The organism is Nocardioides sp. Z24_21, assembly GCF_058134345.1.
In genome coordinates this window covers 225,862-245,847 of the sequence record NZ_JBYTTH010000005.1, presented here as the reverse complement: position 1 = coordinate 245,847, position 19,986 = coordinate 225,862, and the positions used below count along the sequence as shown (strand labels likewise).

General features: G+C 72.5%; 21 protein-coding genes. 7 read left to right on the top strand and 14 right to left on the bottom strand.

Annotated features, from left to right (window positions below):
- Positions 1–15: 15 nt before the first annotated feature.
- On the top strand, positions 16–1,287 hold the full coding sequence (locus AC3X7Z_RS16660) for an AI-2E family transporter (RefSeq protein WP_186341662.1): 1,272 nt from the start codon (positions 16–18) through the stop codon (positions 1,285–1,287).
- Here AC3X7Z_RS16660 and AC3X7Z_RS16655 read toward each other — a convergent pair.
- Entirely contained in the window at positions 1,265–2,260 is a 996-nt protein-coding gene (locus AC3X7Z_RS16655) for an EamA family transporter (RefSeq protein WP_489976636.1), read from the bottom strand. The genes AC3X7Z_RS16660 and AC3X7Z_RS16655 overlap by 23 nt on opposite strands.
- 38 nt (positions 2,261–2,298) lie before the next feature.
- Here AC3X7Z_RS16655 and AC3X7Z_RS16650 point away from each other — a divergent pair, with 38 nt between their 5' ends.
- Positions 2,299–2,835: a CGNR zinc finger domain-containing protein gene (locus AC3X7Z_RS16650; protein WP_186341660.1), complete on the top strand. Its 537-nt coding sequence runs from the start codon at positions 2,299–2,301 to the stop codon at positions 2,833–2,835.
- Between the two features lie 12 nt (positions 2,836–2,847).
- Here AC3X7Z_RS16650 and AC3X7Z_RS16645 read toward each other — a convergent pair whose 3' ends face one another.
- On the bottom strand, positions 2,848–3,615 hold the full coding sequence (locus AC3X7Z_RS16645; protein ID WP_186341659.1) for an alpha/beta fold hydrolase: 768 nt from the start codon (positions 3,613–3,615) through the stop codon (positions 2,848–2,850).
- A gap of 74 nt (positions 3,616–3,689) precedes the next feature.
- Positions 3,690–4,451, bottom strand: coding sequence for a hypothetical protein (locus AC3X7Z_RS16640; RefSeq protein ID WP_186341658.1), 762 nt, complete (start codon positions 4,449–4,451; stop codon positions 3,690–3,692).
- Positions 4,452–4,725: 274 nt separating this feature from the next.
- Here AC3X7Z_RS16640 and AC3X7Z_RS16635 point away from each other — a divergent pair, with 274 nt between their 5' ends.
- Positions 4,726–7,143, top strand: coding sequence for a LuxR C-terminal-related transcriptional regulator (locus AC3X7Z_RS16635; protein ID WP_489976635.1), 2,418 nt, complete (start codon positions 4,726–4,728; stop codon positions 7,141–7,143).
- A gap of 29 nt (positions 7,144–7,172) precedes the next feature.
- Positions 7,173–7,634, top strand: a complete 462-nt coding sequence (locus AC3X7Z_RS16630) for a VOC family protein (RefSeq protein WP_186341656.1) — start codon at positions 7,173–7,175, stop codon at positions 7,632–7,634.
- Positions 7,635–7,647: 13 nt separating this feature from the next.
- On the opposite strand, the gene AC3X7Z_RS16625 is transcribed toward AC3X7Z_RS16630, so the two are convergent.
- Positions 7,648–9,441: a 3-hydroxyacyl-CoA dehydrogenase family protein gene (locus AC3X7Z_RS16625; protein ID WP_489976634.1), complete on the bottom strand. Its 1,794-nt coding sequence runs from the start codon at positions 9,439–9,441 to the stop codon at positions 7,648–7,650.
- Between the two features lie 121 nt (positions 9,442–9,562).
- Here AC3X7Z_RS16625 and nucS point away from each other — a divergent pair, with 121 nt between their 5' ends.
- The gene (gene nucS, locus AC3X7Z_RS16620) at positions 9,563–10,249 is read left to right on the top strand and encodes an endonuclease NucS (protein ID WP_186341654.1); all 687 of its coding nucleotides are present in this window, start codon (positions 9,563–9,565) and stop codon (positions 10,247–10,249) included.
- A 105-nt stretch (positions 10,250–10,354) separates the two neighbouring features.
- Positions 10,355–10,807: a DUF952 domain-containing protein gene (locus AC3X7Z_RS16615; RefSeq protein ID WP_241005364.1), complete on the top strand. Its 453-nt coding sequence runs from the start codon at positions 10,355–10,357 to the stop codon at positions 10,805–10,807.
- On the opposite strand, the gene AC3X7Z_RS16610 is transcribed toward AC3X7Z_RS16615, so the two are convergent.
- From AC3X7Z_RS16610 to AC3X7Z_RS16585, 6 genes are all read right to left on the bottom strand, one after another.
- Positions 10,719–11,444: a histidine phosphatase family protein gene (locus AC3X7Z_RS16610; protein WP_489976633.1), complete on the bottom strand. Its 726-nt coding sequence runs from the start codon at positions 11,442–11,444 to the stop codon at positions 10,719–10,721. The two genes, AC3X7Z_RS16615 and AC3X7Z_RS16610, sit on opposite strands and share 89 nt — an antisense overlap.
- On the bottom strand, positions 11,437–12,354 hold the full coding sequence (locus AC3X7Z_RS16605) for an FAD-dependent oxidoreductase (RefSeq protein WP_489976632.1): 918 nt from the start codon (positions 12,352–12,354) through the stop codon (positions 11,437–11,439). The genes AC3X7Z_RS16610 and AC3X7Z_RS16605 overlap by 8 nt, the downstream gene beginning before the upstream one ends.
- An 18-nt stretch (positions 12,355–12,372) precedes the next feature.
- Entirely contained in the window at positions 12,373–12,897 is a 525-nt protein-coding gene (locus tag AC3X7Z_RS16600) for a ferritin (protein ID WP_186341651.1), read from the bottom strand.
- Between the two features lie 40 nt (positions 12,898–12,937).
- The gene (locus tag AC3X7Z_RS16595) at positions 12,938–13,201 is read right to left on the bottom strand and encodes a hypothetical protein (RefSeq protein ID WP_489976631.1); all 264 of its coding nucleotides are present in this window, start codon (positions 13,199–13,201) and stop codon (positions 12,938–12,940) included.
- A 21-nt stretch (positions 13,202–13,222) separates the two neighbouring features.
- Positions 13,223–15,259: a protein meaA gene (locus AC3X7Z_RS16590; RefSeq protein ID WP_489976630.1), complete on the bottom strand. Its 2,037-nt coding sequence runs from the start codon at positions 15,257–15,259 to the stop codon at positions 13,223–13,225.
- Positions 15,260–15,331: 72 nt separating this feature from the next.
- Positions 15,332–15,640, bottom strand: coding sequence for an STAS domain-containing protein (locus AC3X7Z_RS16585; protein WP_186341649.1), 309 nt, complete (start codon positions 15,638–15,640; stop codon positions 15,332–15,334).
- A 130-nt stretch (positions 15,641–15,770) separates the two neighbouring features.
- On the opposite strand from AC3X7Z_RS16585, the gene AC3X7Z_RS16580 reads away from it, so the two are divergent.
- Positions 15,771–16,343, top strand: a complete 573-nt coding sequence (locus AC3X7Z_RS16580) for a cob(I)yrinic acid a,c-diamide adenosyltransferase (RefSeq protein WP_186341648.1) — start codon at positions 15,771–15,773, stop codon at positions 16,341–16,343.
- Positions 16,344–16,418: 75 nt separating this feature from the next.
- On the opposite strand, the gene AC3X7Z_RS16575 is transcribed toward AC3X7Z_RS16580, so the two are convergent.
- The 4 genes from AC3X7Z_RS16575 to atpD all read right to left on the bottom strand — a co-directional run bounded on the left by AC3X7Z_RS16575 (position 16,419) and on the right by atpD (position 19,983).
- Positions 16,419–17,597, bottom strand: coding sequence for an MFS transporter (locus AC3X7Z_RS16575; RefSeq protein WP_489976629.1), 1,179 nt, complete (start codon positions 17,595–17,597; stop codon positions 16,419–16,421).
- 1 nt (position 17,598) lies between these two features.
- Complete coding sequence (locus tag AC3X7Z_RS16570) at positions 17,599–18,045, bottom strand: DUF2550 domain-containing protein (RefSeq protein ID WP_186341646.1); 447 nt, start codon at positions 18,043–18,045, stop codon at positions 17,599–17,601.
- A gap of 79 nt (positions 18,046–18,124) precedes the next feature.
- Entirely contained in the window at positions 18,125–18,526 is a 402-nt protein-coding gene (locus AC3X7Z_RS16565; protein WP_186341645.1) for a F0F1 ATP synthase subunit epsilon, read from the bottom strand.
- Positions 18,526–19,983 (bottom strand): F0F1 ATP synthase subunit beta, encoded by a 1,458-nt coding sequence (atpD, locus tag AC3X7Z_RS16560; RefSeq protein WP_186341644.1) that lies wholly within the window; start codon positions 19,981–19,983, stop codon positions 18,526–18,528. Before atpD ends, AC3X7Z_RS16565 begins: the two co-directional genes overlap by 1 nt.
- Between the last annotated feature and the right edge of the window lie 3 nt (positions 19,984–19,986).

Here is a 19,986-nt window from a genome sequence, read left to right as displayed (position 1 = left end):
TCGGGCCGCATCTCCGTGGACACCCGGACCGCCGAGACGCCGCGCTCGCTCGACGGGGTCGCCGCACGGGTCGCCGAGCAGGTCGCCGATGACGCCGACCGCGCCGAGGCGGCCGCCGACGCGGCAGAGGGGGCGGCCCACGACTCCGCGCGCTCGGCCGTCGACATCGCGGAGCGGATCGACGACGCCACCGATCTCGTGGTCGACGAGGCCCTCGACGTGCCCTACGTCCCGGCCGAGCCGGTCCCCTCGCCGATGCTGTTGCGGCACTCCCCCTTCAACATCGGGTTCTTCGGCGCGCTCGGCGCGGTCGTCGCGATCTTCCTCAGCCAGCAGCTGTTGAGCATCTCCTCGATCCTCGTGCTGCTGGTGATGTCGATGTTCCTGGCCATCGGCCTCAATCCCACGGTCGAGTTCTTCATGCGGCGCGGCGTGCGGCGCGGGCTGTCGGTGCTCCTGGTCCTCGTCGTCGTGCTCGGCGTGCTCGCCCTCTTCGTCGTGGCCGTCGCGCCGGTGATCAGCGAGCAGATCGCCGCGATCACCCGGAGCGCCCCCGGCTGGCTCGACGACCTGCAGTCCAACGCCCAGGTGCAGAGGCTCGACGACAAGTACGACGTGATCGCCAAGGTGCGCGACTACATCCAGAACGGCGACTTCGGCCAGCGCGTCTTCGGCGGCGCGCTCGGCGTCGGCCTGCGGGTGCTCTCGGTGGTCACCAACAGCCTCATCGTCCTCGTGCTGATGATCTACTTCCTGGCCTCGCTGCCGAGCATCAAGCACGCGGCCTACTCCCTGGCGCCGGCGTCGCGGCGTCGGCGCGTCAGCGAGCTGGGCGACGGCATCATCCGCTCGACGGGCGCCTACGTCGCGGGCGCCTTCTTCGTCGCGTTGTGCGCGGGCATCAGCACGCTGGTGTTCTCGACCCTCATCGGGCTGGGCGACTACGCCTTCGCGCTGGCCTTCGTCGTGGGCCTCTTCTCGCTCATCCCGATCGTGGGCGCCTTCGTGTCCGGCGCGATCATGACGCTGCTCGGCCTGACGGTCTCCCCCACGGTCGCCCTGGTGGCACTGGTCTACTACCTGGCCTACCAGCAGTTCGAGTCCTACGTGATCTACCCGCGCATCATGAAGAGGTCGGTCGACCTGCCGGGCTCGGTCACCGTGGTCGCGGCCCTCGTGGGCGGGTCGCTGATGGGCGTGGTGGGCGCGCTGCTGGCCGTCCCGGTCGCCGCGGCGCTGCTCCTGCTGCACCGCGAGGTCTTCCTCACCCGGCAGGACGCCCGCTGACGGGGTCAGGGTCCGCCGCGGGGAGCGGCTCCGCCAGGAGCGGCGCCCGCTCCTCCCCCAGCTTGACCACGACCACACCGGCCAGCACCAGCAGCCCGCCGGCGAGCTGGATCGGTCGCGGCAGCTCGTCGAGCAGGAGCCAGGCCCACACCACCGCGGCCAGCACCTCCCCGAGCGCGACGAACGACGCCAGCCGGCTCCCGAGCCGGCGCCCGGCCTCGATGCCGGTGACGTAGGCGAACGCGGCCGTGACCAGCCCCAGCGCCAGGACCGTGACCCACCAGGGCACCGCGACGCCGGCGTAGGCCGCGTCGGCCGTCGAGGTGCGGAACGGCAGGACGCCGATGGCCCCGGCCGCGCCGAGGACCGCGGTCGCGACGAACAGCCCGCCCGCGGCGAGGCTGATGCCGGGCAGCCCGTTGCCCTCGTCGGCGGAGATGACGAAGTAGCTCGCCGCCCCGACCATGGCGCCGAGCGCCCACAGCACCCCGGCCGTGCTCAGCTCGGCGCCCGAGACGACGTCCAGCACGAGCACCAGTCCGGCAGCGGCGATCGCCGCGCCGATCACCGTGAGCCCCGAGGGCCGGTGGCCGTGGCGCACCCAGAGCCAGACGACCACCGCGACCGGCGCGGTGTACTCCAGCAGCAGCGCCACGCTCACCTGCATGTAGGTGACGGCGTAGAAGTAGCACAGCTGGGCGCCGGCGACCGCCGTGATGCCGTAGACGGTGACGAGCCCGGCATTGGCCCGGAGCACGTGGAGGCGCCCGCGCAGGGCCAGCAGGCCGGGCACCAGCAGGACGAGCGCGGCGATCGCGGTGCGCAGCGTCACCGCGGCGCCCGCGCTCCAGCCGGTGTCGAGCAGCCCGCGGGCGAGCGCGCCGGAGAGGCCGAAGGTGAGCGCCGACGCGAGCGCGAGGAGCAGGCCCGCTGCGGTCCGGGACGATCGCGCGTCATGGGTCAAACCTGTCACACCCATGACGCTAGGCGCGGTGACTGTAATGTGTCAACGTGCATTTCACCGATGACACGGACGCCGCGCTCCAAGCGGCCGTCGCCCTCGCCAACTCCACCGACGAGCCCGGAGATCCCCTCGGCTCGATCGACGACCTGTCCGCCTTCCTCGCCCGGTGGACCTACACGGGCCGCCACGACGCGACGACCGCCGAGCTGGAGGCGGTGCGCCGGCTGCGTCCCGACCTCCGCTCCCTGCTGCTCGCCGAGCGCGACCGGGCCGCAGAGATCGTCAACGACATGCTCGCCCGGTCCCGTGCGCTGCCCCAGCTCCAGCGGCACGGCGACTGGGACTGGCACCTGCACGCCGTCGACCCCGACCGTCCCCTCGACGAGCGGGTGGTCGTCGAGACGGCGATGGCGATGGTCGACGTGATCCGCGCCGACGAGATGTCGCGCCTGGCCACGTGCGCGGCCGACGACTGCGAGGACGTCGTGCTCGACCTCTCGCGCAACCGCTCCCGCCGCTTCTGCTCGACGACCTGCGGCAACCGCGAGGCCGTCGCCGCCTACCGGGCGCGCCGGCGCAGCTGATCCACGCCGAGGTCAGGCGAGGAAGCGCCGCAGCACCTCGAGGAAGACCTCCGGCTGCTCGGAGTGCACCCAGTGCCCGGCGCCCTTGACCAGGACCCGGCGGTTGCGCGGGAACCGGCGGTCCATCTCGGCGGCGTGCTCGTCGGAGATGTAGTCCGAGCGCGCGCCGCCGACCCACAGCACCGGCCCGTCGTACGTCGCGTCGCCGAGCTCCTCGTCGGGCCAGCCGACGAGCTGGTCCATGTGCTCGCCCAGCAGCTCGAGGTTGACCTGCCAGTGCCAGCCGTCGTCGGTGCGGCGCAGGTTCTGCAGCAGGAACCCGCGCACCGTCGGGCTGGGCACCGCCTCCGCGAGGGCGGCCTCGGCCTGGTCGCGGCGCTCGAGCGAGCCGAGGTCGAGGGCGCGCATCGTCTCGATGTAGCCGACGAACTCCCGCCCGCTCTCGTACGCCACCGGGGCGATGTCGACGACCGCCAGCCGGTCGACGAGCTCGGGGTGCCGCAGCGCGACGCACATCGCGATCTTGCCGCCCATCGAGTGCCCGACCAGGGCGACCGGCTCGTCGCCGAGCTCGGCGGCGACGAGGTCGGCCAGCTCGAGGAAGTCGAAGCGCTCGGTCCACGACGACCGCCCGTGGTTGGGCATGTCGAGCAGCAGGACGCGGTGGTCGGCGCTGAGCGCCTTCGCGACCTGCGTCCAGTTCTTGCCCTGGCCGAAGAGTCCGTGGCAGAACACGACGCGGGGTCCGGACTCACCGAGCTCGGTGCGGTGCAGGCTCACGCGGCCATCCTGACGCACCCCGCCCGACCGACCGCCACCGACCCTTCGCCGGTCGGTGCGGGTGGTGACCGGACTCAGAAGTCGAAGCCGTCGAAGAGGTCGCCGATGCCGTCGCCGATGCCGCCGAACAGGTCGCCGATCCCCTCACCGATCGCCCCGATCCCCTCACCGAGGCCGTCGAAGCCGCCCCCGAACAGCATGCCCATGAACATCCAGTCCATCGGCGAGAAGGCACCGAAGTAGCCCTGGGCGTAGGGCTGGTAGGCGCGCCCGCCCTGCCAGTAGGGCACGCGGCGCGAGCCGACCATCACCTTGCGGATGTCGGGCTCGGCGCCGGCCCGCACCCGCTCGATGTCGAGCGCGCAGGCCGGCACGTCGCGCGGGGCGCCGCCGGGCGGGGTCCACGGGACGTCGGCGACCGACAGGCCGTGCCGGGGGTCGAAGAAGCACGGAGGGCGGCGCTGGGGCAGCGGCTCGCCCGCGACCCGCGCTCGCACGCACGCCATCGCGTAGCGCCCGTCCTCGAGGATCTCGGTGACGTGCTTGACGTCCTCGGCGCGGGTGAGTCCCGCGGCAGCCGTCTTGGCCGACTCGTAGGAGTCGAGGGCGCGCTGGTAGTCGGCGTTGGCACCGGCGTCGAGCGGCTCGCCGGCCAGGTCGATGTCGAGGTCCTGCAGCTCCACGCCGAGGGCGGTGACGTCCTCCTCGGCGAGCCTCCTCACGGGGGCGACCTCCGCCTCGGCGCGCGCCAGCTCACGCTTCTTGCCCGTCCGCCCCGCGGCGACCGCGACCGCGGTGAGCCCGCCGAGGACGATCAGCACGAGCACGAGTTCCATGGCTCAAGCCTACGCAGTCGCGACAACGTGCCCGCACCGGATCCGGCGCCCGTTCGCGGCGGCCCGCGAAGGCGGGGCGAGACCTGCGAGGGCAGGTCGCCCATCGACCCCCGACGATGTGCGACCTGCCCTGACAAGCGGCCGGTGGGCGGCGGGGCCATCCCCTCGCGCGGCCCCGTCCCCTCGGCGTACGCCAACCCTCCCGCGACGGAGGCCGGCCCGGCATCCGTAGTCCTACCTAACTGCGGTCCCCGGGGGCGATAGATTCGTACCCGTGCTGTCCCCCTGTCTCGGTCGCGACGACGTCCAGCGAGCACTGGAGGAGGCCCTCGGGGAGGCGCGGTGGGTGACGGTCGTGGGCCCGCCCGGCAGCGGCAAGACCCTGCTGGTGCGCCACGCGGCCGCCGGCGTGCCCGTGTCCTGGGTCGACGCGCGCACCCTCCGCACCCTCGACGAGGTGCTCGTGGCGGCGCTCGAGAGCCTGGGCGCGGAGACCGCCCCGGGCGACTCGCTGGTCGGCGCGCTGGGGCGCGCGGTCGACGGCCGCGACTGCCTGCTCGTGCTCGACGGGCTCGACCTCGACACCACCGGCGCCGGCCCGGTGCTGCAGTCGGTGCTGGAGGGCACCACCGACGCGCGCGTGGTCGTCACGGCGCTGACGACGGCCGGCCAGCCCGCCGAGTCGGTCGTCCGGGTCGGACCGCTGCCCGTCCCCTCTGTCCGCGGGCCGCTCGAGGGACCCGCGGTGGAGCTGTTCCTCCAGCGCATCCGCGCGGCCGGGGGCCAGCGGGTCGACCTCGACGTGCAGGCGCCCGAGGTACGCCGCCTGCTGCGCGCCACCGGTGGCCTGCCGCTGCTGATCGAGCAGGTCGCCGTGCAGTCGGCGCTCGTCGGGCTCAGCAACGCGATGGCCACCGTGAGCCTGGACCAGGCCGTCGACTCCGCCCACGACCTCCTCGACCCCGCCAGCGCCACCGCGCTGCGCCGCATCGGCCTGCTCGACTTCGGCGTCGGGCTCGGGGTGCTCGCGCAGGTGCTCGACGTGCCGGTGCCCGAGGCCGCCGAGCTCGCCGGCAACCTGGTGCGCCGCAGCCTCCTCGAGGTCGACGCCCAGGGTCGCTTCGACATGCTCTCGCCCATCCGCGGTCGGGCCCGCGTCCTCGCCGGGCCCGACGACGAGGCGGCGGTCCGCACCGGCCTCCTCGCCTGGGCCCAGGCGCACGCGCCCGCCCACGACAACTACGGCGCGGCCGACGCCGAGTGGCTCGGCGACCTGCCCGCGATGCGCCAGGCGGTCCTCGCCGCGTGCGCCGACCCGGCCACCCGGGCCGAGGGCTACTCCGTGGCCAACCGCATCTTCTCCTCCCTCTACACCTCGATGCGCGCCCGGGAGGCCGTCGAGATCCTCGAGGGGGCCCTCGCGAGCGGCGACGGCCCGCCCGCCATCGGCGCGCAGGTGGCGCGTCGCGCGGGCATCGCCGCCTCCGAGATGCGCGGCACCTACGAGGGGCTGTGGCTGCTCGAGCGCGCCGACCAGCACGCCTCGTCGGCCCCCCGTCCCGAGGAGCAGCTCGCCAAGACGGCCTCGATCCGCGCCGAGATGCACCTCGACGCCGGCGACCTGGCGAGCGCGGAGTCCGAGGCCAGGCGCGCCATCGAGCTCGACCCCGACGGGTCGATCGGCCGGCAGGCCACGCGCACGCTGGCCGACCTCTACGCCTCGCAGGGCCGCTTCGCCGAGGCCACCCGGGCCGTGGCGGACGCGATGCCGTCTCGTACGACCCGCGACGAGCGCTGGATCGACCTGTCCGCGCGCACCATCCTGGCCCGCATCGCGCTCGAGCAGGGCCGCATCGCCGAGGCCGTCGCCGGCACCCGCGCGGTCGTCGTCGAGGCCCGCGAGCTGGCCGAGGACCGGGTCGGGCTGCTGGCCGAGACACTGCTGCGCGGTCTCGATCCGACCTGGGTGCCCAGCGACGTCGTGCGCGAGACGCTGCCCTGGGCGGTGCGGCTGCCGGTGCTGGCCCAGGACGGCCGCGAGCTGCTGGCCCGGGGCGACGCGCGCCAGGCCGCCGGACTCGCCGCCGACGTCGTCGCGCTGGCCGACTCGGCGCGGCTCGGACGCGACGGCGTCGACGCCCGGCTGCTGCTCGGGCGGGCGCTGGTCCAGCTCGACGACCTCGACCAGGCCACCACCACCTACCTCACCGCGCTCGAGCAGTGCGCCACGATGCGCCTGCCGCTCCGCGCCGCCGACGTGCTCGACGGCCTCGCGGGCGTGGCCCGGGCACGCGAGCTGCCCGAGGCGCGCTCGCTCGCGGCGGCGGCGTTGGCGCTGCGCAGCCCGCGGATGGCGGTGCGCTGGGGCTACTCCGCCGACTATGACGTGGTGCCCGCGAGCCGGCCGCCCGCGGAGTGGCTCGACGGCGACGACCTGTCCGCGCACGCCGTCGCGCTCGTGACGGAGATCTTCGTCGGCGCGCCGTCCCTGCGCCCCTCGGTGCTCGACGTCCTGACCCCCGCTGAGCGGCAGGTCGCTGACCGGGTCGCCCACGGCCTGACGAGCCGCCAGATCGCCCAGGAGCTCTACGTCTCACCGCGGACCGTCGACGCGCACCTGACCCACATCTACCGCAAGCTCGACATCAACACGCGGGCGCGGCTCGCGGCCCTGGTGGTCGACAACCGCTGACTGTCGGTGGGCGGGTGCAGGATGACGGGATGAGCCGGACCATCCAGGTGACCTTCGACGCCCACGACCCCGAGACGCTCTCCCGCTTCTGGGCAGCCGCCATGGGCTACGTCAACCCGCCACCACCCGGGCGCGAGCTCGCGCCGGGCCAGGACGTCTTCGAGGCGTGGCACGACTTCCTCCGCGAGGTCGGCGTGCCCGAGTCGGAGTGGAACTCCGCGTCCGCGGCGCAGGACCCCGACGGCGTGGGGCCGCGGCTGTTCTTCCAGCGCGTGCCCGAGGGCAAGGCGGCGAAGAACCGCGTGCACCTCGACCTGCGCGCCGCCCCCGGCCTCGAGGGCGAGGAGCGGATGTCCGCGCTGGAGACCGAGTCCGAGCGTCTCGTGGCCCTCGGCGCGACGCGGGTGGAGCGTCACGAGCCGTCACCCCCGATGGACGCGGGTCACCTGGTGATGACCGACCCCGAGGGCAACGAGTTCTGCCTCGACTGAGGTGCCGGCCGGCTCAGCGGCTGCTGTAGTCGCGGAAGCCGCGACCGGCCTTGCGCCCGAGGTAGCCGGCGGTGACCAGGTGCTCGAGCAGCGGTGCCGGGGCGAAGCCCGGCTCGCGGAACTCCAGGTAGAGCTCGCGCTGGATGGCCAGCGACACGTCGTTGCCCACCACGTCGAGCAGCTCGAACGGCCCCATCGGCAGCGCACAGCCCTGCTTCATCGCGGTGTCGATGTCGTCGGCCGTGGCGTAGTGCGCCTCCAGCATCTTGACGGCGTCGTTGAGGTAGGGGAAGAGCAGCGCGTTGACGATGAAGCCCGAGCGGTCCCCGCACCTCACCGGCACCTTGCCGACCTTCTCGGCGATCGCGAGCACGGTCTCGGTGACGGCCTCGTCGGTGGCCACGGTGGAGACCACCTCGACCAGCTTCATGACCGCGGCCGGGTTGAAGAAGTGCATGCCGATGACGTCCTGCGGGCGCGAGGTCGCCCTGGCGATGGAGATGATCGGGAGCGACGAGGTGGTCGTCGCCAAGATCGCGCCCGGCTTGCAGATCTCGTCGAGGTTCTCGAACAGGGTGGTCTTGACCGCGAGGTCCTCGGCGATGGCCTCGACCACGAGGTCCACGTCCTTGAGGTCGTCGAGCGAGGTGGTGCCGCGCACCCGGGCCAGGGCGTCGGCCTTCTGCTCCTCGGTGGCCCGGCCGCGCTGGATCTGCTTGTCGAAGCTCTTGGTGATGCCCGCGACGACGCCGTCGACCTTGTCCTGCCCGCGGCCGGTGAAGACCACGTCGTAGCCGGCCTTCGCGAAGACCTCCACGATCCCCGACGCCATGGTGCCCGTGCCGACGACGCCGACGAGCTCGACGTCGTGGCGCAGCTGGGGCTTGTCCTCCGAGCTCGGGGTCTGGGCGTCCGCGACGACCACCGGGCTGTCGGGCGCCTCGTAGGTGTAGAAGCCACGTCCCGACTTGCGGCCCAGCAGGCCGGCGGTGACGTACTGCTTGAGGATCGGCGCGGGGGCGTGCAGGCGGTCGCGGCCCTGCTTGTACATCGTGTCGAGGATCTCGTAGGCCGTGTCGAGGCCGATCAGGTCGAGCAGCGCCAGAGGGCCCATCGGGTAGCCGCAGCCGAAGCGCATCGCCGCGTCGATGTCCTCGCGCGAGGCGTACTTGCCCTCGTACATCGACACGGCGTGGTTGAGGTAGCCGAACAGCAGGGTGTTGGCGATGAAGCCCGCCTTGTCGCCGCACACGACGGGGTTCTTGCCGACGCTGCGCAGCAGTCCCTGCACGCTCGCCAGGACGTCGGGCTCGGTGACCACGGTGCGGACGATCTCGACGAGGTCCTGCACCGGCGCGGGGTTGAAGAAGTGCACGCCGACGACCCGTCCCGGCCGGGAGCTGGCCGTCGAGATCTCGGTGACGCTCAGCGACGAGGTGTTGGTGGCCAGGATCGCGTCGGGGCGCACCACGTCGTCGAGCGCGCGGAAGATCGACTTCTTCAGCTCCAGCGACTCCACCACTGCCTCGACGACGAAGTCGGCGTCGGCCAGGTCGGCCATCGAGGTGGTGAAGGTGACGCGGCCCAGCAGCGCGGCCTGCTCCTCGGGCGTCATCTTCTCGCGCTTCACCGCCCGCGCCGTGGAGTGCTCCAGGTGCTCGCGTCCGCGCTGGACGGCGGCCTCGGTGACCTCCACGCCGACGACCGAGTAGCCGTTGCGGGCGAACACCTCGGCGATGCCGGCGCCCATGGTGCCGAGGCCGATGACGCCGACGGTGGTGAACTCGCGAACGGGCGTGTCAGTCATGGACGCATGCTCCCACGGCGCGGGGCCCGCGGGGCTGTGGGAAGCGTCACGCAGGCGGGTGCCCCGGCACCCCGGGTGCTCCCCCACTCCGCACCACGGACGCACGGTAGATTCCCCCGTCGTGAGGATCGTCGTCGCGCGCTGCCAGGTGGACTACGCCGGACGGCTCACCGCCCACCTGCCGCTGGCCACCCGGGTGCTGATGCTGAAGTCGGACGGCTCCGTGCTGATCCACTCCGACGGCGGCTCCTACAAGCCGCTCAACTGGATGTCGCCGCCGTGCACGGTGCGTGAGGGGCTCTCCGAGGACGGCCGCGCCGAGTGGCTGGTGAGCGCCACCAAGTCCGACGACACCCTGCGCATCCTCATCGACGAGGTGCTCCACGACAGCTCGCACGACCTCGGCATCGACCCCGGCCTGCAGAAGGACGGCGTCGAGAAGCACCTCCAGGAGCTGCTCGCCGAGCACCCCGCCACGCTCGCCGACGGGCTGACCCTGGTCCGCCGCGAGTACATGACCGCCATCGGTCCGGTCGACCTGATGTGCCGCGACGCCGACGGCCTGTCGGTCGCGGTCGAGATCAAGCGCCGCGGCGAGATCGACGGCGTCGAGCAGCTCACCCGCTACCTCGAGCTCCTCAACCGCGACCCGATGCTCACCAGCCGGGGGCCGGTCCGCGGCATCTACGCGGCGCAGGAGATCAAGCCCCAGGCGCGGGTGCTCGCCACCGACCGCGGCATCGCCTGCGCCCTGGTCGACTACGACGCCCTGCGCGGGATGGACGACGCCGAGCACCGGCTGTTCTGACCACCGGGGCCCGGGCGCGGACCTCGTGGAAGGTCGGATCCTCCACGATCGTGCGTCGGCGCTCGCCCGGGGTCGTGAGGGCGTGGGGCTCGCTACGCTCGCACGGTGACCGCCACCCCGCCCGAGCGCATCTTCCACATCGCCACGGCGGCCGACTGGCGACGGGCCCTGGCCACCGGGACCTACACGACCTCGACCCTCGGGCGCAGCCTCGAGGAGGAGGGGTTCATCCACGCCAGCCGGCGTGACCAGGTGCAGGGCGTCTTCGACCGCTACTACCGCGACGTCCGCGAGCACCTGGTCCTGCTCACCATCGACCCGGCGCGCCTGACCGCGGCGGACGTACGCGTCGAGCCCGTCGGCGACGACACCTATCCGCACGTCTACGGACCCCTCGACCGCCGCGCCGTGGTCGACGTCGTCCCGCTGGATCGCCGCGGGCGCAGCGAGAGCCTGATGTCGCTGTGGGTCAAGGGGATGGCGGCGCGGATGGGCGTCGCGCTGCTCGTGATGGCCGCGATCGTGGCGCTGCTGTGGGCGCTCGGCGTGACGCGCTGACCGAGGCCGGCGGGCCGGTCGGCCGTCCGTCGAGCGTGCGCCCCGCCCACGACCGGGCGACCCAGCCGTCGGCGTCGGCCTCCAGCGCGACCAGCTCGCAGTTGCCCAGCGGCAGGTCGAGGGCGTGCTCGGGGTCGAGGTTGCGGGCCAGCACCGGCAGCGCCAGGCACGTCGCGCCGCCGTGGCTGACCACGAGCACCGCCTCGCCGCGGTGCGCGTCGGCGACCTCGTCGAGGACGGCGCCGTAGCGGGCCAGCACCTCCAGACCCGTCTCGGCGCCGGGGATCCGGGCGGACAGGTCGCCGCCGAGCCAGGCGGCGAACGTCTTGGCGAACGGGTCCGGGTCACCGGTCGTGCCCGCCGCGTGCCCGACGCCGAACTCGCGCAGGCCCTCCCGCACCACCACGTCGACGCCGAGCCCCACGGCGGCGATCTCGGCCGTCTGCACGGCCCGCGACATCGGGCTCGACCACACGGCCGCGACCCGCTCGCCACCCAGCCGGGCGGCGAGGTCGCGCGACTGCTCGCGCCCGCGCCGGGTCAGCCAGCCGCCGGAGTCGCTGAGCAGCTCGCTCTCGTAGGACGCCTCGCCGTGCCGGGCCACGAACACCCGGGCGGCGCACTGCAGGTCAGTCACCGGCGAGCCCCACCACGTCGTCGGCGCAGCCCCACGACAGGGTCACGCCGGCGCCACCGTGGCCGTAGCAGTGGATGACCTCGCCGACCCGCTCGAGGCGCACCTCGGGCCGCGCGGGCCGCAGCCCGACCTTGTGCCGCAGCACGCGGGCGCCCTCCAGCTCGGGCACCAGTGCGCAGGCCCGGTGCAGCACCTGCTGGGCGACCTCCGGGTCCGGCGTGCGGCTCCACTCGCCCTCGACGTCGGTGCCGCCGAGCACGATCTCGGCGCTGCGGGGCACGACGTACGTCAGTCCGCCACCGTCGAGCGTCCAGCGGTCCAGGCCCACCTGCTCCACCACCACGACCTGGCCACGCACGGGTGTCACCGTCGGGTCCGCGCCGAAGTGCCGTGCGCCGAGCCCGGTCGCGTTGACGACGAGACTGCCGTCGTCGGGCAGCGTCGAGAGGTTCATCCGGGTCAGCGTGCCCCCGAGCTCCTCGATCCGAGCGACCAGCCAGCGGAGGTGGACCGGCATGTCGATGACCGGCGCGACGAAGGTCCATCCGTCGTCGTAGCCCGGCGGCAGCGCCGTCTCGCGGTCCAGCGACGGGACCGCCGAGCGCCACCACGGGTCGGGCTGCGGTGAGCGGAGCACCTCGGTGCCGGTGAGCATCCGCACGCCGCTCTCGTCGTCGGCGGCGAGCTCCGCGAGGACGCCGTACGACGTCGCGGACCACGCGGTCACGTGGTCCTGGGGCAGCGCACGGTAGGGGTACCAGAGCGCGGCCGCGATCGCCGACGTGGTCTCGAGCGGCAGGTCGCGCGCGACGACGTCGACGCGGTGCCCGGCCTCGAGCAGGCGCACGGCGCAGGTCAGCCCGACCACGCCCGCCCCCACCACGATGACGCGTCGCGGGAAGGTGGCCATGGCCGCAGTCTGCCAGCGTCAGGCGCCGGCCTGCCGCGGAGCGGTCGGGTCGACGCCCTCGGCGCCCTGCTCGCGCGCGACGTACTCCTCGATGTCCTCGATGTCGTCGCGGTTGCGTGTGGTGACGGCGAGCAGGTCGGTCATGGTGGCGACCTCCTCGACCTGCTCCTTGATGAACCACTGCATGAACTGCTCGGAGGCGAAGTCGCCTTCCTCCCGGGCGATGCGCAGCAGGCCGTTGATCTGCTCGGTCACCGTGCGCTCCTGGTCGAGCGCGAGCTGCACGGGCTCCACGACGTCGGCGAAGTCCGAGCGCGGGGCCGGGACCGCCGGGACGACGACGTCGGCGTCGGTGTCGAGGAGGTACTGCACCATCATCATCGCGTGTGCCCGCTCCTCGAGCGCCTGCTCGTAGAAGAAGGCCGCCATCCGGGGCATGGTCAGCGCGTCGTAGTGGATCGCGCAGGCGAGGTACTGGTTGTGGGCGGCCAGCTCGTTGCCGATCTGGGTGTTGAGCTGGTCGATGAAGCGGGGTGCCGGCACGTGGGCTCCTGGGTCGGGGACGAACGGGGTGGGATGAGGCTCAGGCGGCCTTGGCGAGCTTCTTCTTGGTGACCTTCTTGCCGTCGAGTCGCACCAGCTTGCGCTTGTGGACCGTGTAGCCGGCGGGCAGCGTGCCCTCCTTCAGCATCCGGAGCGGGCACCGCTCGCAGCGCTTCTTCGACACGCAGCACTCGGTCTTGGGGAGCTTGCGCGGGGTCGTCCGGGCGGCGGCCTTGGCCGTGGCCCGCGCCTTCTTGCCCTCCTGCTTGCCCTCCTGCTTGCCCTCCTGCTTGCCCTTGCCCACGCCCCGGACCCTAGCATGTGGTTAGGGTTGCCTTACCTCTGGTTCGAGCCCGTGGGCGCGACGGATGACGTCGACGAAGCCGTCCATGATCTCGGTGAGCCCGAAGTCCTTGGGGGTGTAGACCGCGGCGACCCCGCGCTCGGCGAGCGCCCGGGCGTCCGAGGCGGGGATGATGCCGCCGACGATCACGGGCAGGTCGCCCAGCCCGGCGGCGGCGAGGCCGTCGAGCACGTCGGGCACCAGCTCCATGTGCGAGCCGGACAGGATCGACAGCCCGACGAGGTGGACGTCCTCGGCCACCGCGGCGGCGACGATCTGCTCCGGCGTGAGCCGGATGCCCTGGTAGATGACCTCGAACCCGGCGTCGCGGGCGCGTACGGCGACCTGCTCGGCACCGTTGGAGTGCCCGTCGAGCCCCGGCTTGCCGACGAGCACCCGCAGCCGGCCGCCCAGCTCCTCACCCGTTCGGCGCACCCGCTCGCGCACCGCGCCGAGCTCGGCACCGGCGTCGGCCACGCCCACCGCGCCGCTGACGCCGGTGGGCGCGCGGAACTCGCCGAAGACCTCGCGCAGGGTGCCGGCCCACTCCCCCGTCGTCGCGCCAGCGCGGGCGGCGACGAGCGTGGGGTGCATCAGGTTGGCGTCGGTCTTCGCCGCCTCGGCCAGCGCGGCCAGCGCCTCGGCCACCGCGATCTCGTCGCGCTCGGCCCGCCACGCCTCCAGGCTGGCCAGCGCCGAGCGCTCCGCCTCCGGGTCGGCGGCCTGGATGGCGGCGTCGAGGTCGGCGGTCAGCGGGGACGGCTCGGTCGTCTCGAACCTGTTGACGCCGACCACCACCTCCTCGCCCGACTCGATCCGGGCGCGGCGCGCGGCGTGCGCCGAGACGAGGTTCTGCTTCATGTAGCCCGACTCGACGGCGGCGACGGCGCCACCCATCGCCTGGACCCGTTCGATCTCGGCCCGGGCGCCCTCGACCAGCTCGGCCACCTTGGCCTCGATCACGTGGCTGCCGGCGAAGATGTCGTCGTACTCCAGCAGGTCGGACTCGTAGGCGAGCACCTGCTGGAAGCGCAGCGACCACTGCTGGTCCCACGGACGCGGGAGGCCGAGGGCCTCGTTCCACGCGGGGAGCTGCACGGCGCGGGCGCGGGCGTCCTTGGACAGGGTGACGCCGAGCATCTCGAGCACGATGCGCTGCACGTTGTTCTCGGGCTGCGCCTCGGTGAGGCCGAGCGAGTTGACCTGGACGCCGTAGCGGAAGCGGCGCATCTTCGGGTCCTGCACGCCGTAGCGCTCGCGGGTGATCTCGTCCCACAGCCGCACGAACGCGCGCATCTTGCAGGTCTCCTCGATGAAGCGGACACCGGCGTTGACGAAGAAGGAGATCCGGCCGACGACCTTCTCGAAGTCGTCCTCCGAGACCTGCCCCGAGCCCCTCACCTGGTCGAGCACGGCGATCGCGGTGCACATGGCGTAGGCCAGCTCCTGCACGGGCGTCGCGCCGGCCTCCTGCAGGTGGTAGCTGCAGATGTTGATCGGGTTCCACTTCGGGATCTCGTGGACGGTGTAGGCGATCAGGTCGCCGATCAGCCGCAGCGACGGCTCGGGCCCGAAGACGTAGGTGCCCCGGGAGAGGTACTCCTTGATGATGTCGTTCTGGGTCGTGCCGGCGAGCAGGTGGGCGACCTCGTCGGGCGCGAGGTCGGGGTTCTGCTCCTCGGCGACGACCTGGTACATCGCTAGCAGCCACATGGCCGTCGCGTTGATCGTCATCGAGGTGTTCATCTCCGTCAGCGGGATGTCGCGGAAGAGCTTGCGCATCTCGCCGAGGTGCGGGACGGGCACGCCGACCTTGCCGACCTCGCCGCGGCTGAGCGGGCTGTCGGGGTCGTAGCCGGTCTGCGTCGGCAGGTCGAAGGCGACGCTGAGGCCGGTCTGGCCCTTGGCCAGGTTGGTGCGGTAGAGCGCGTTGGAGGCCTCGGCCGTGGAGTGGCCGGCGTAGGTGCGCATCACCCAGGGGCGGTCCTTCTGGTGGACCGGAGCCGCAGATTCCGTCATGGCGACACAGTAGGGCGGCGGTTACCCGTCAGTCACCGCCGCGGGCTGTGACTGATGCCTCACCTCGGACCGTCAGGCGGTCGCGGCCACCCGCTCGACCTCGATGGCGTGGGCGAGGCGGGTGAGGTGGGCCATCCGGCGCACGGCGGGCCCGGGGTTGCGGACGGTGAGGCTGTGTCCCGACAGCCACGCGTGGCGGGTGGCGACCACCAGGACACGGAGGGCCGTGGCGTCGATGGTCGACACGTCGGTCATGTCGATGACCACGTCGTCGTCGAGCCCGTCGAGGTGCTCGTAGATCGCGTGGCGCACCTCGCCGGTGCTGCGCACGTCGAACGCTCCGTGCAGGACGAGCGTGTGACCGTCCGAGACGATGTCCATCCGGTGCTCCTCACCGGCGTCCCCCGACGCCTGCTGTGACTGCTGTCACCTCTCCTGACGTAGTTGTACCTCGCGAGGTTGCCCCCGTGCCTCATCTTTTCCGGCGAGTCCGGCCCGTTAGGCTCCGCCCATGGTCAACCTGACGCGCATCTACACCCGCACCGGTGACGCCGGCCGCACCCGGCTCGGCGACATGAGCGAGACCTCGAAGACCGACCCGCGGCTCGAGGCGTACGCCTGCGTCGACGAGGCCAACGCCCACATCGGCGTCACCCTCGCCCACGGCGGACTGGAGGACGACGTCGTCGAGGTGCTCACCCGGGTGCAGAACGACCTCTTCGACGTCGGCGCCGACTTCTGCACCCCGGTGGTGCCCGACCCGGAGTACCCGCCGCTGCGCGTGGAGCAGGACTACGTCGACCGCCTCGAGGCGTGGTGCGACCACTACAACGAGCACCTGCCCGCCCTGCGGTCGTTCATCCTCAACGGCGGCACCGTCGCCGCGGCCAACCTGCACGTGGCGCGCACGGTGGCGCGACGCGCGGAGCGGGCCGCGTGGGCGGCCTGGGCCGAGCACGAGGAGACCATGAACATCCTCGCCATCACCTACCTCAACCGGCTCTCAGACCTGCTGTTCATCCTCGCCCGCCACGCCAACCGCGCCAACGGCGACGTGCTCTGGGTGCCCGGCGGCGACCGCTGACCCGACGGGCGCCCACAGGCTGACGCACTCCGAGGAGGACGCCCCGGAGCCGACCCCCGACTCCGCGCGCTGGGCCTAGGGCCCCTCGCCGGCGGCCGGCCGCTCCCCCGTCCGCTGCTCGCGGGCGGCGGGCACGACGAGGGCGGCGGGCACCAGCAGCAGCGCGACCACCAGCAGCGCGTCGAGCGTGCCGACCCGGTCGCCGACGAACCCCAGGAGCGGCGGTCCGGCGAGGAACGCTGCGTAGCCGATCGTCGACACCACGCTCACCCGCGCCGCGGCCCGGGCCGGGTCGTCGGCGGCCGCGCTCATCCCGACGGGGAAGCCGAGCGAGGCACCGATCCCCCACAGCACGATGCCGGTGACCACGAGTGCCGGGTGGTCGGCCAGCACCATCAGCAGCACCCCCACGGCGGCGACGACCATGGTGGCCCAGAGCACCGCCACCCGGCCGAACCGGTCGATGAGCCCGGTGCCGGCGAACCGGCCGGCGGTCATCGCCAGCACGAAGACCGCGAAGCCCGCGACGCCGACCGCGTGCGAGACGTCGTGGCCGTCGACGAGCGCGACGGCGAGCCAGTCGTTGGCGGTGCCCTCCGTCATCGCCAGCGCCAGCACCATCACGCCGATGAGGAGCGTGCGCGGCTCGAGCCACGCACGCGCCGCCGACGCGGCGCTCTCCTGGTGCCGATCGGCCACGGGCAGGAACGACGGCGAGGAGCGCCACACCAGCGCGACGGACACCGCGACCACCGCGACGAGGTGGACGGCGGCGGGCACGCCGAGCTCGATCAGCAGCGCGCCCGCGAGCGCGCCGACCACGGTGCCCGCGCTGAACCCGGCGTGGAAGCGGGGCATGATCGTGCGGCGCAGGCCCCGCTCGACCTCGGCGCCCTCCACGTTCATCGCCACGTCCCACACCCCGATGCCGAGGCCGTAGACGAACAGCCCCGCGACGGTCACCGCGAGCAGGTGGCCCAGGCCGAGGGCGGCGGCCGCCATGCCGAGCGCCGCCGCCGTGGCCCCGAGCCGCACGACGCGCACGGTGCCCAGCGCGTTGATCGCGGCGCCCGTCGTGGGCAGGGCGAGCACGGAGCCGAGCGCGATCGCGAGGAGCACGAGCCCGAGCTGGCCGTTGGTGAGGTCGAAGCCGGAGCGGACCTCCGGGATGCGCGAGACCCAGCTGGCGAAGACGAGCCCGTTGAGGAAGAACGTCAGCCCGACCGCGTTGCGGGCGACCCTCAGCGCGGGCACGCTACTGGCGCCGGTTCCAGTCCGTGCCGGGCGGGCCCGACTCCAGCCACGACTGGAAGCCGGTGAGCGACGCCTCGCTCATCGCGATCTCCAGCGGCTCGCCGTCGTAGCGGCAGCTCGCCACCAGGTGCCCGGCGTAGAGCGACATCTCCTCGGCCCCCTCCGGCGAGCGGCGGCCGGTGTACTCGAGGTGGTCGCGCGCCCACACGCGCTTGGGGCGCGGCGACAGCGAGAAGATCCGGAACCACTCCAGCGTCTGGCCCGAGTAGCGACCGATGCCCAGCAGCCAGCCGCGACCAGGGTGATCGGTGCGCGCGCGGTAGCTGAGCTCGAAGGTGCCGCCGTGGCGCGCGAGGAGGCGGCGGCGGACGATGAGGGTGATGCCGTAGAGCAGGACGAGGAGAAGGCAGAGCCCGACGATGTCGAGCGCCCATTCCCAGACCGCCATCCACACCCTCCGAAACGCAGTGAGCGCACGAACCGGTCGGTTCGTGCGCCCACCCTAGCGAGTCAGCTCGGAGGCCTCGTCAGGAGGCCCGCTCCACGGCGCGGATCCGCGCCTCGGCACGCCTCACGGCCTCGTTGGCGGCGTCGTCGTTCTCGCCGGAGGCCTGGGCCCGCTCGAGCTCCTGGCGTGCCTTCTCCAGGTCGATCTCGTGCGACATCTCGGCCCGCTCCGACAGGATCGAGACCCGGTTGTCGGCCACCGACAAGAAGCCGGCGTCGACCGCGGCGATCCAGGTCTCTCCGTCCACCGTCTGCACGTCCACCACACCCTCGATGATCGAGGACAGCAGCGGGGCGTGGTTGGGCAGGATGCCGACGTCGCCCTCGGTGGTGCGGGCGATGACCATCGTGGCCTGGCCCGACCAGACGAGCCGGTCGGCGGCGACCAGCTCGACCTGGAGGGACTTGTCGGTGGAGGCCATCAGAGGCTCTTCTGGATCTCGGCCCACTTCTTCTCGACGTCGTCCAGACCGCCGCACATGAAGAAGGCCTGCTCGGCCACGTGGTCGTACTCGCCGTCGGCGATCTTGTTGAACGCCTCGATGGTGTCGGCCACCGGGACGGTCGAGCCCTCGATGCCGGTGAACTGCTTGGCCACGTAGGTGTTCTGCGACAGGAACCGCTGGATGCGACGCGCCCGGGAGACGATGATCTTGTCCTCCTCGGAGAGCTCGTCGACACCGAGGATGGCGATGATGTCCTGGAGCTCCTTGTTGCGCTGCAGGATCTGCTTGATCCGCACCGCGCAGCGGTAGTGCTCCTCGCCGATGTACTGCGGGTCGAGGATCCGCGAGGTCGACGTCAGCGGGTCGACGGCCGGGTAGATGCCGAGCGAGGCGATCTCTCGCGAGAGCTCCGTCGTGGCGTCGAGGTGCGCGAACGTCGTGGCGGGCGCAGGGTCGGTGTAGTCGTCGGCGGGCACGTAGATCGCCTGCATCGAGGTGATCGAGTGACCACGCGTCGAGGTGATGCGCTCCTGCAGCTGGCCCATCTCGTCGGCGAGGTTGGGCTGGTAGCCCACCGCCGACGGCATGCGGCCCAGGAGCGTGGAGACCTCGGAGCCCGCCTGGGTGAAGCGGAAGATGTTGTCGATGAAGAGCAGCACGTCCTGCTGCTGCACGTCGCGGAAGTACTCCGCCATCGTCAGCGCCGACAGGGCGACCCGCAGGCGGGTGCCCGGCGGCTCGTCCATCTGGCCGAAGACCAGGGCGGTCTGGCCGATGACGCCGGCCTCCTCCATCTCGACGATGAGGTCGTTGCCCTCACGGGTGCGCTCGCCGACACCGGCGAACACCGACACGCCACCGTGGTCCTTGGCGACGCGGGCGATCATCTCCTGGATGAGCACGGTCTTGCCGACGCCGGCACCACCGAACAGGCCGATCTTGCCGCCCTGCACGTAGGGGGTGAGCAGGTCGATGACCTTGATGCCGGTCTCGAACATCTGGGTCTTCGCCTCGAGCTGGTCGAACGCCGGGGCCTTGCGGTGGATGCCCCACCGCTCCTTGACGTCGAGGGTCTCGCCCTCCGCCAGGTTGAGGCAGTCACCGGTGGTGTTGAACACCTTGCCGAGGGTCGCGTCGCCGACGGGCACGGTGATGGACTCACCCGTGTCGGTCACCTGGGCGCCTCGGACGAGGCCGTCGGTCGGCTTCATCGAGATGGCACGGACCATGCCGTCACCGATGTGCTGGGCGACCTCGAGGGTGATCGTCGTGGTCTCGCCGCTCAGGGTCAGGTCGACCTTCAGGGCGTTGTAGATCGCCGGCATGGCGTCGGTCGGGAACTCGATGTCCACGACCGGGCCGATGACGCGCGTGATGCGACCGACCGAGCCGGCGTTGCCGCTCGTGGTGGTCTCTTCAACAGTGGCAGTCATTTC

Bases quoted from the DNA above. Each gene is read 5' to 3' on its own strand.
- AC3X7Z_RS16590 (WP_489976630.1), bottom strand. From the start codon at position 15,259: ATGACGGAATCTGCGGCTCCGGTCCACCAGAAGGACCGCCCCTGGGTG.
- AC3X7Z_RS16630 (WP_186341656.1), top strand. From the start codon at position 7,173: ATGAGCCGGACCATCCAGGTGACCTTCGACGCCCACGACCCCGAGACG.
- AC3X7Z_RS16585 (WP_186341649.1), bottom strand. From the start codon at position 15,640: ATGGACATCGTCTCGGACGGTCACACGCTCGTCCTGCACGGAGCGTTC.
- atpD (WP_186341644.1), bottom strand. From the start codon at position 19,983: ATGACTGCCACTGTTGAAGAGACCACCACGAGCGGCAACGCCGGCTCG.
- AC3X7Z_RS16565 (WP_186341645.1), bottom strand. From the start codon at position 18,526: ATGGCCTCCACCGACAAGTCCCTCCAGGTCGAGCTGGTCGCCGCCGAC.
- AC3X7Z_RS16580 (WP_186341648.1), top strand. From the start codon at position 15,771: ATGGTCAACCTGACGCGCATCTACACCCGCACCGGTGACGCCGGCCGC.
- AC3X7Z_RS16625 (WP_489976634.1), bottom strand. From the start codon at position 9,441: ATGACTGACACGCCCGTTCGCGAGTTCACCACCGTCGGCGTCATCGGC.
- AC3X7Z_RS16570 (WP_186341646.1), bottom strand. From the start codon at position 18,045: ATGGCGGTCTGGGAATGGGCGCTCGACATCGTCGGGCTCTGCCTTCTC.
- AC3X7Z_RS16605 (WP_489976632.1), bottom strand. From the start codon at position 12,354: ATGGCCACCTTCCCGCGACGCGTCATCGTGGTGGGGGCGGGCGTGGTC.
- AC3X7Z_RS16640 (WP_186341658.1), bottom strand. From the start codon at position 4,451: ATGGAACTCGTGCTCGTGCTGATCGTCCTCGGCGGGCTCACCGCGGTC.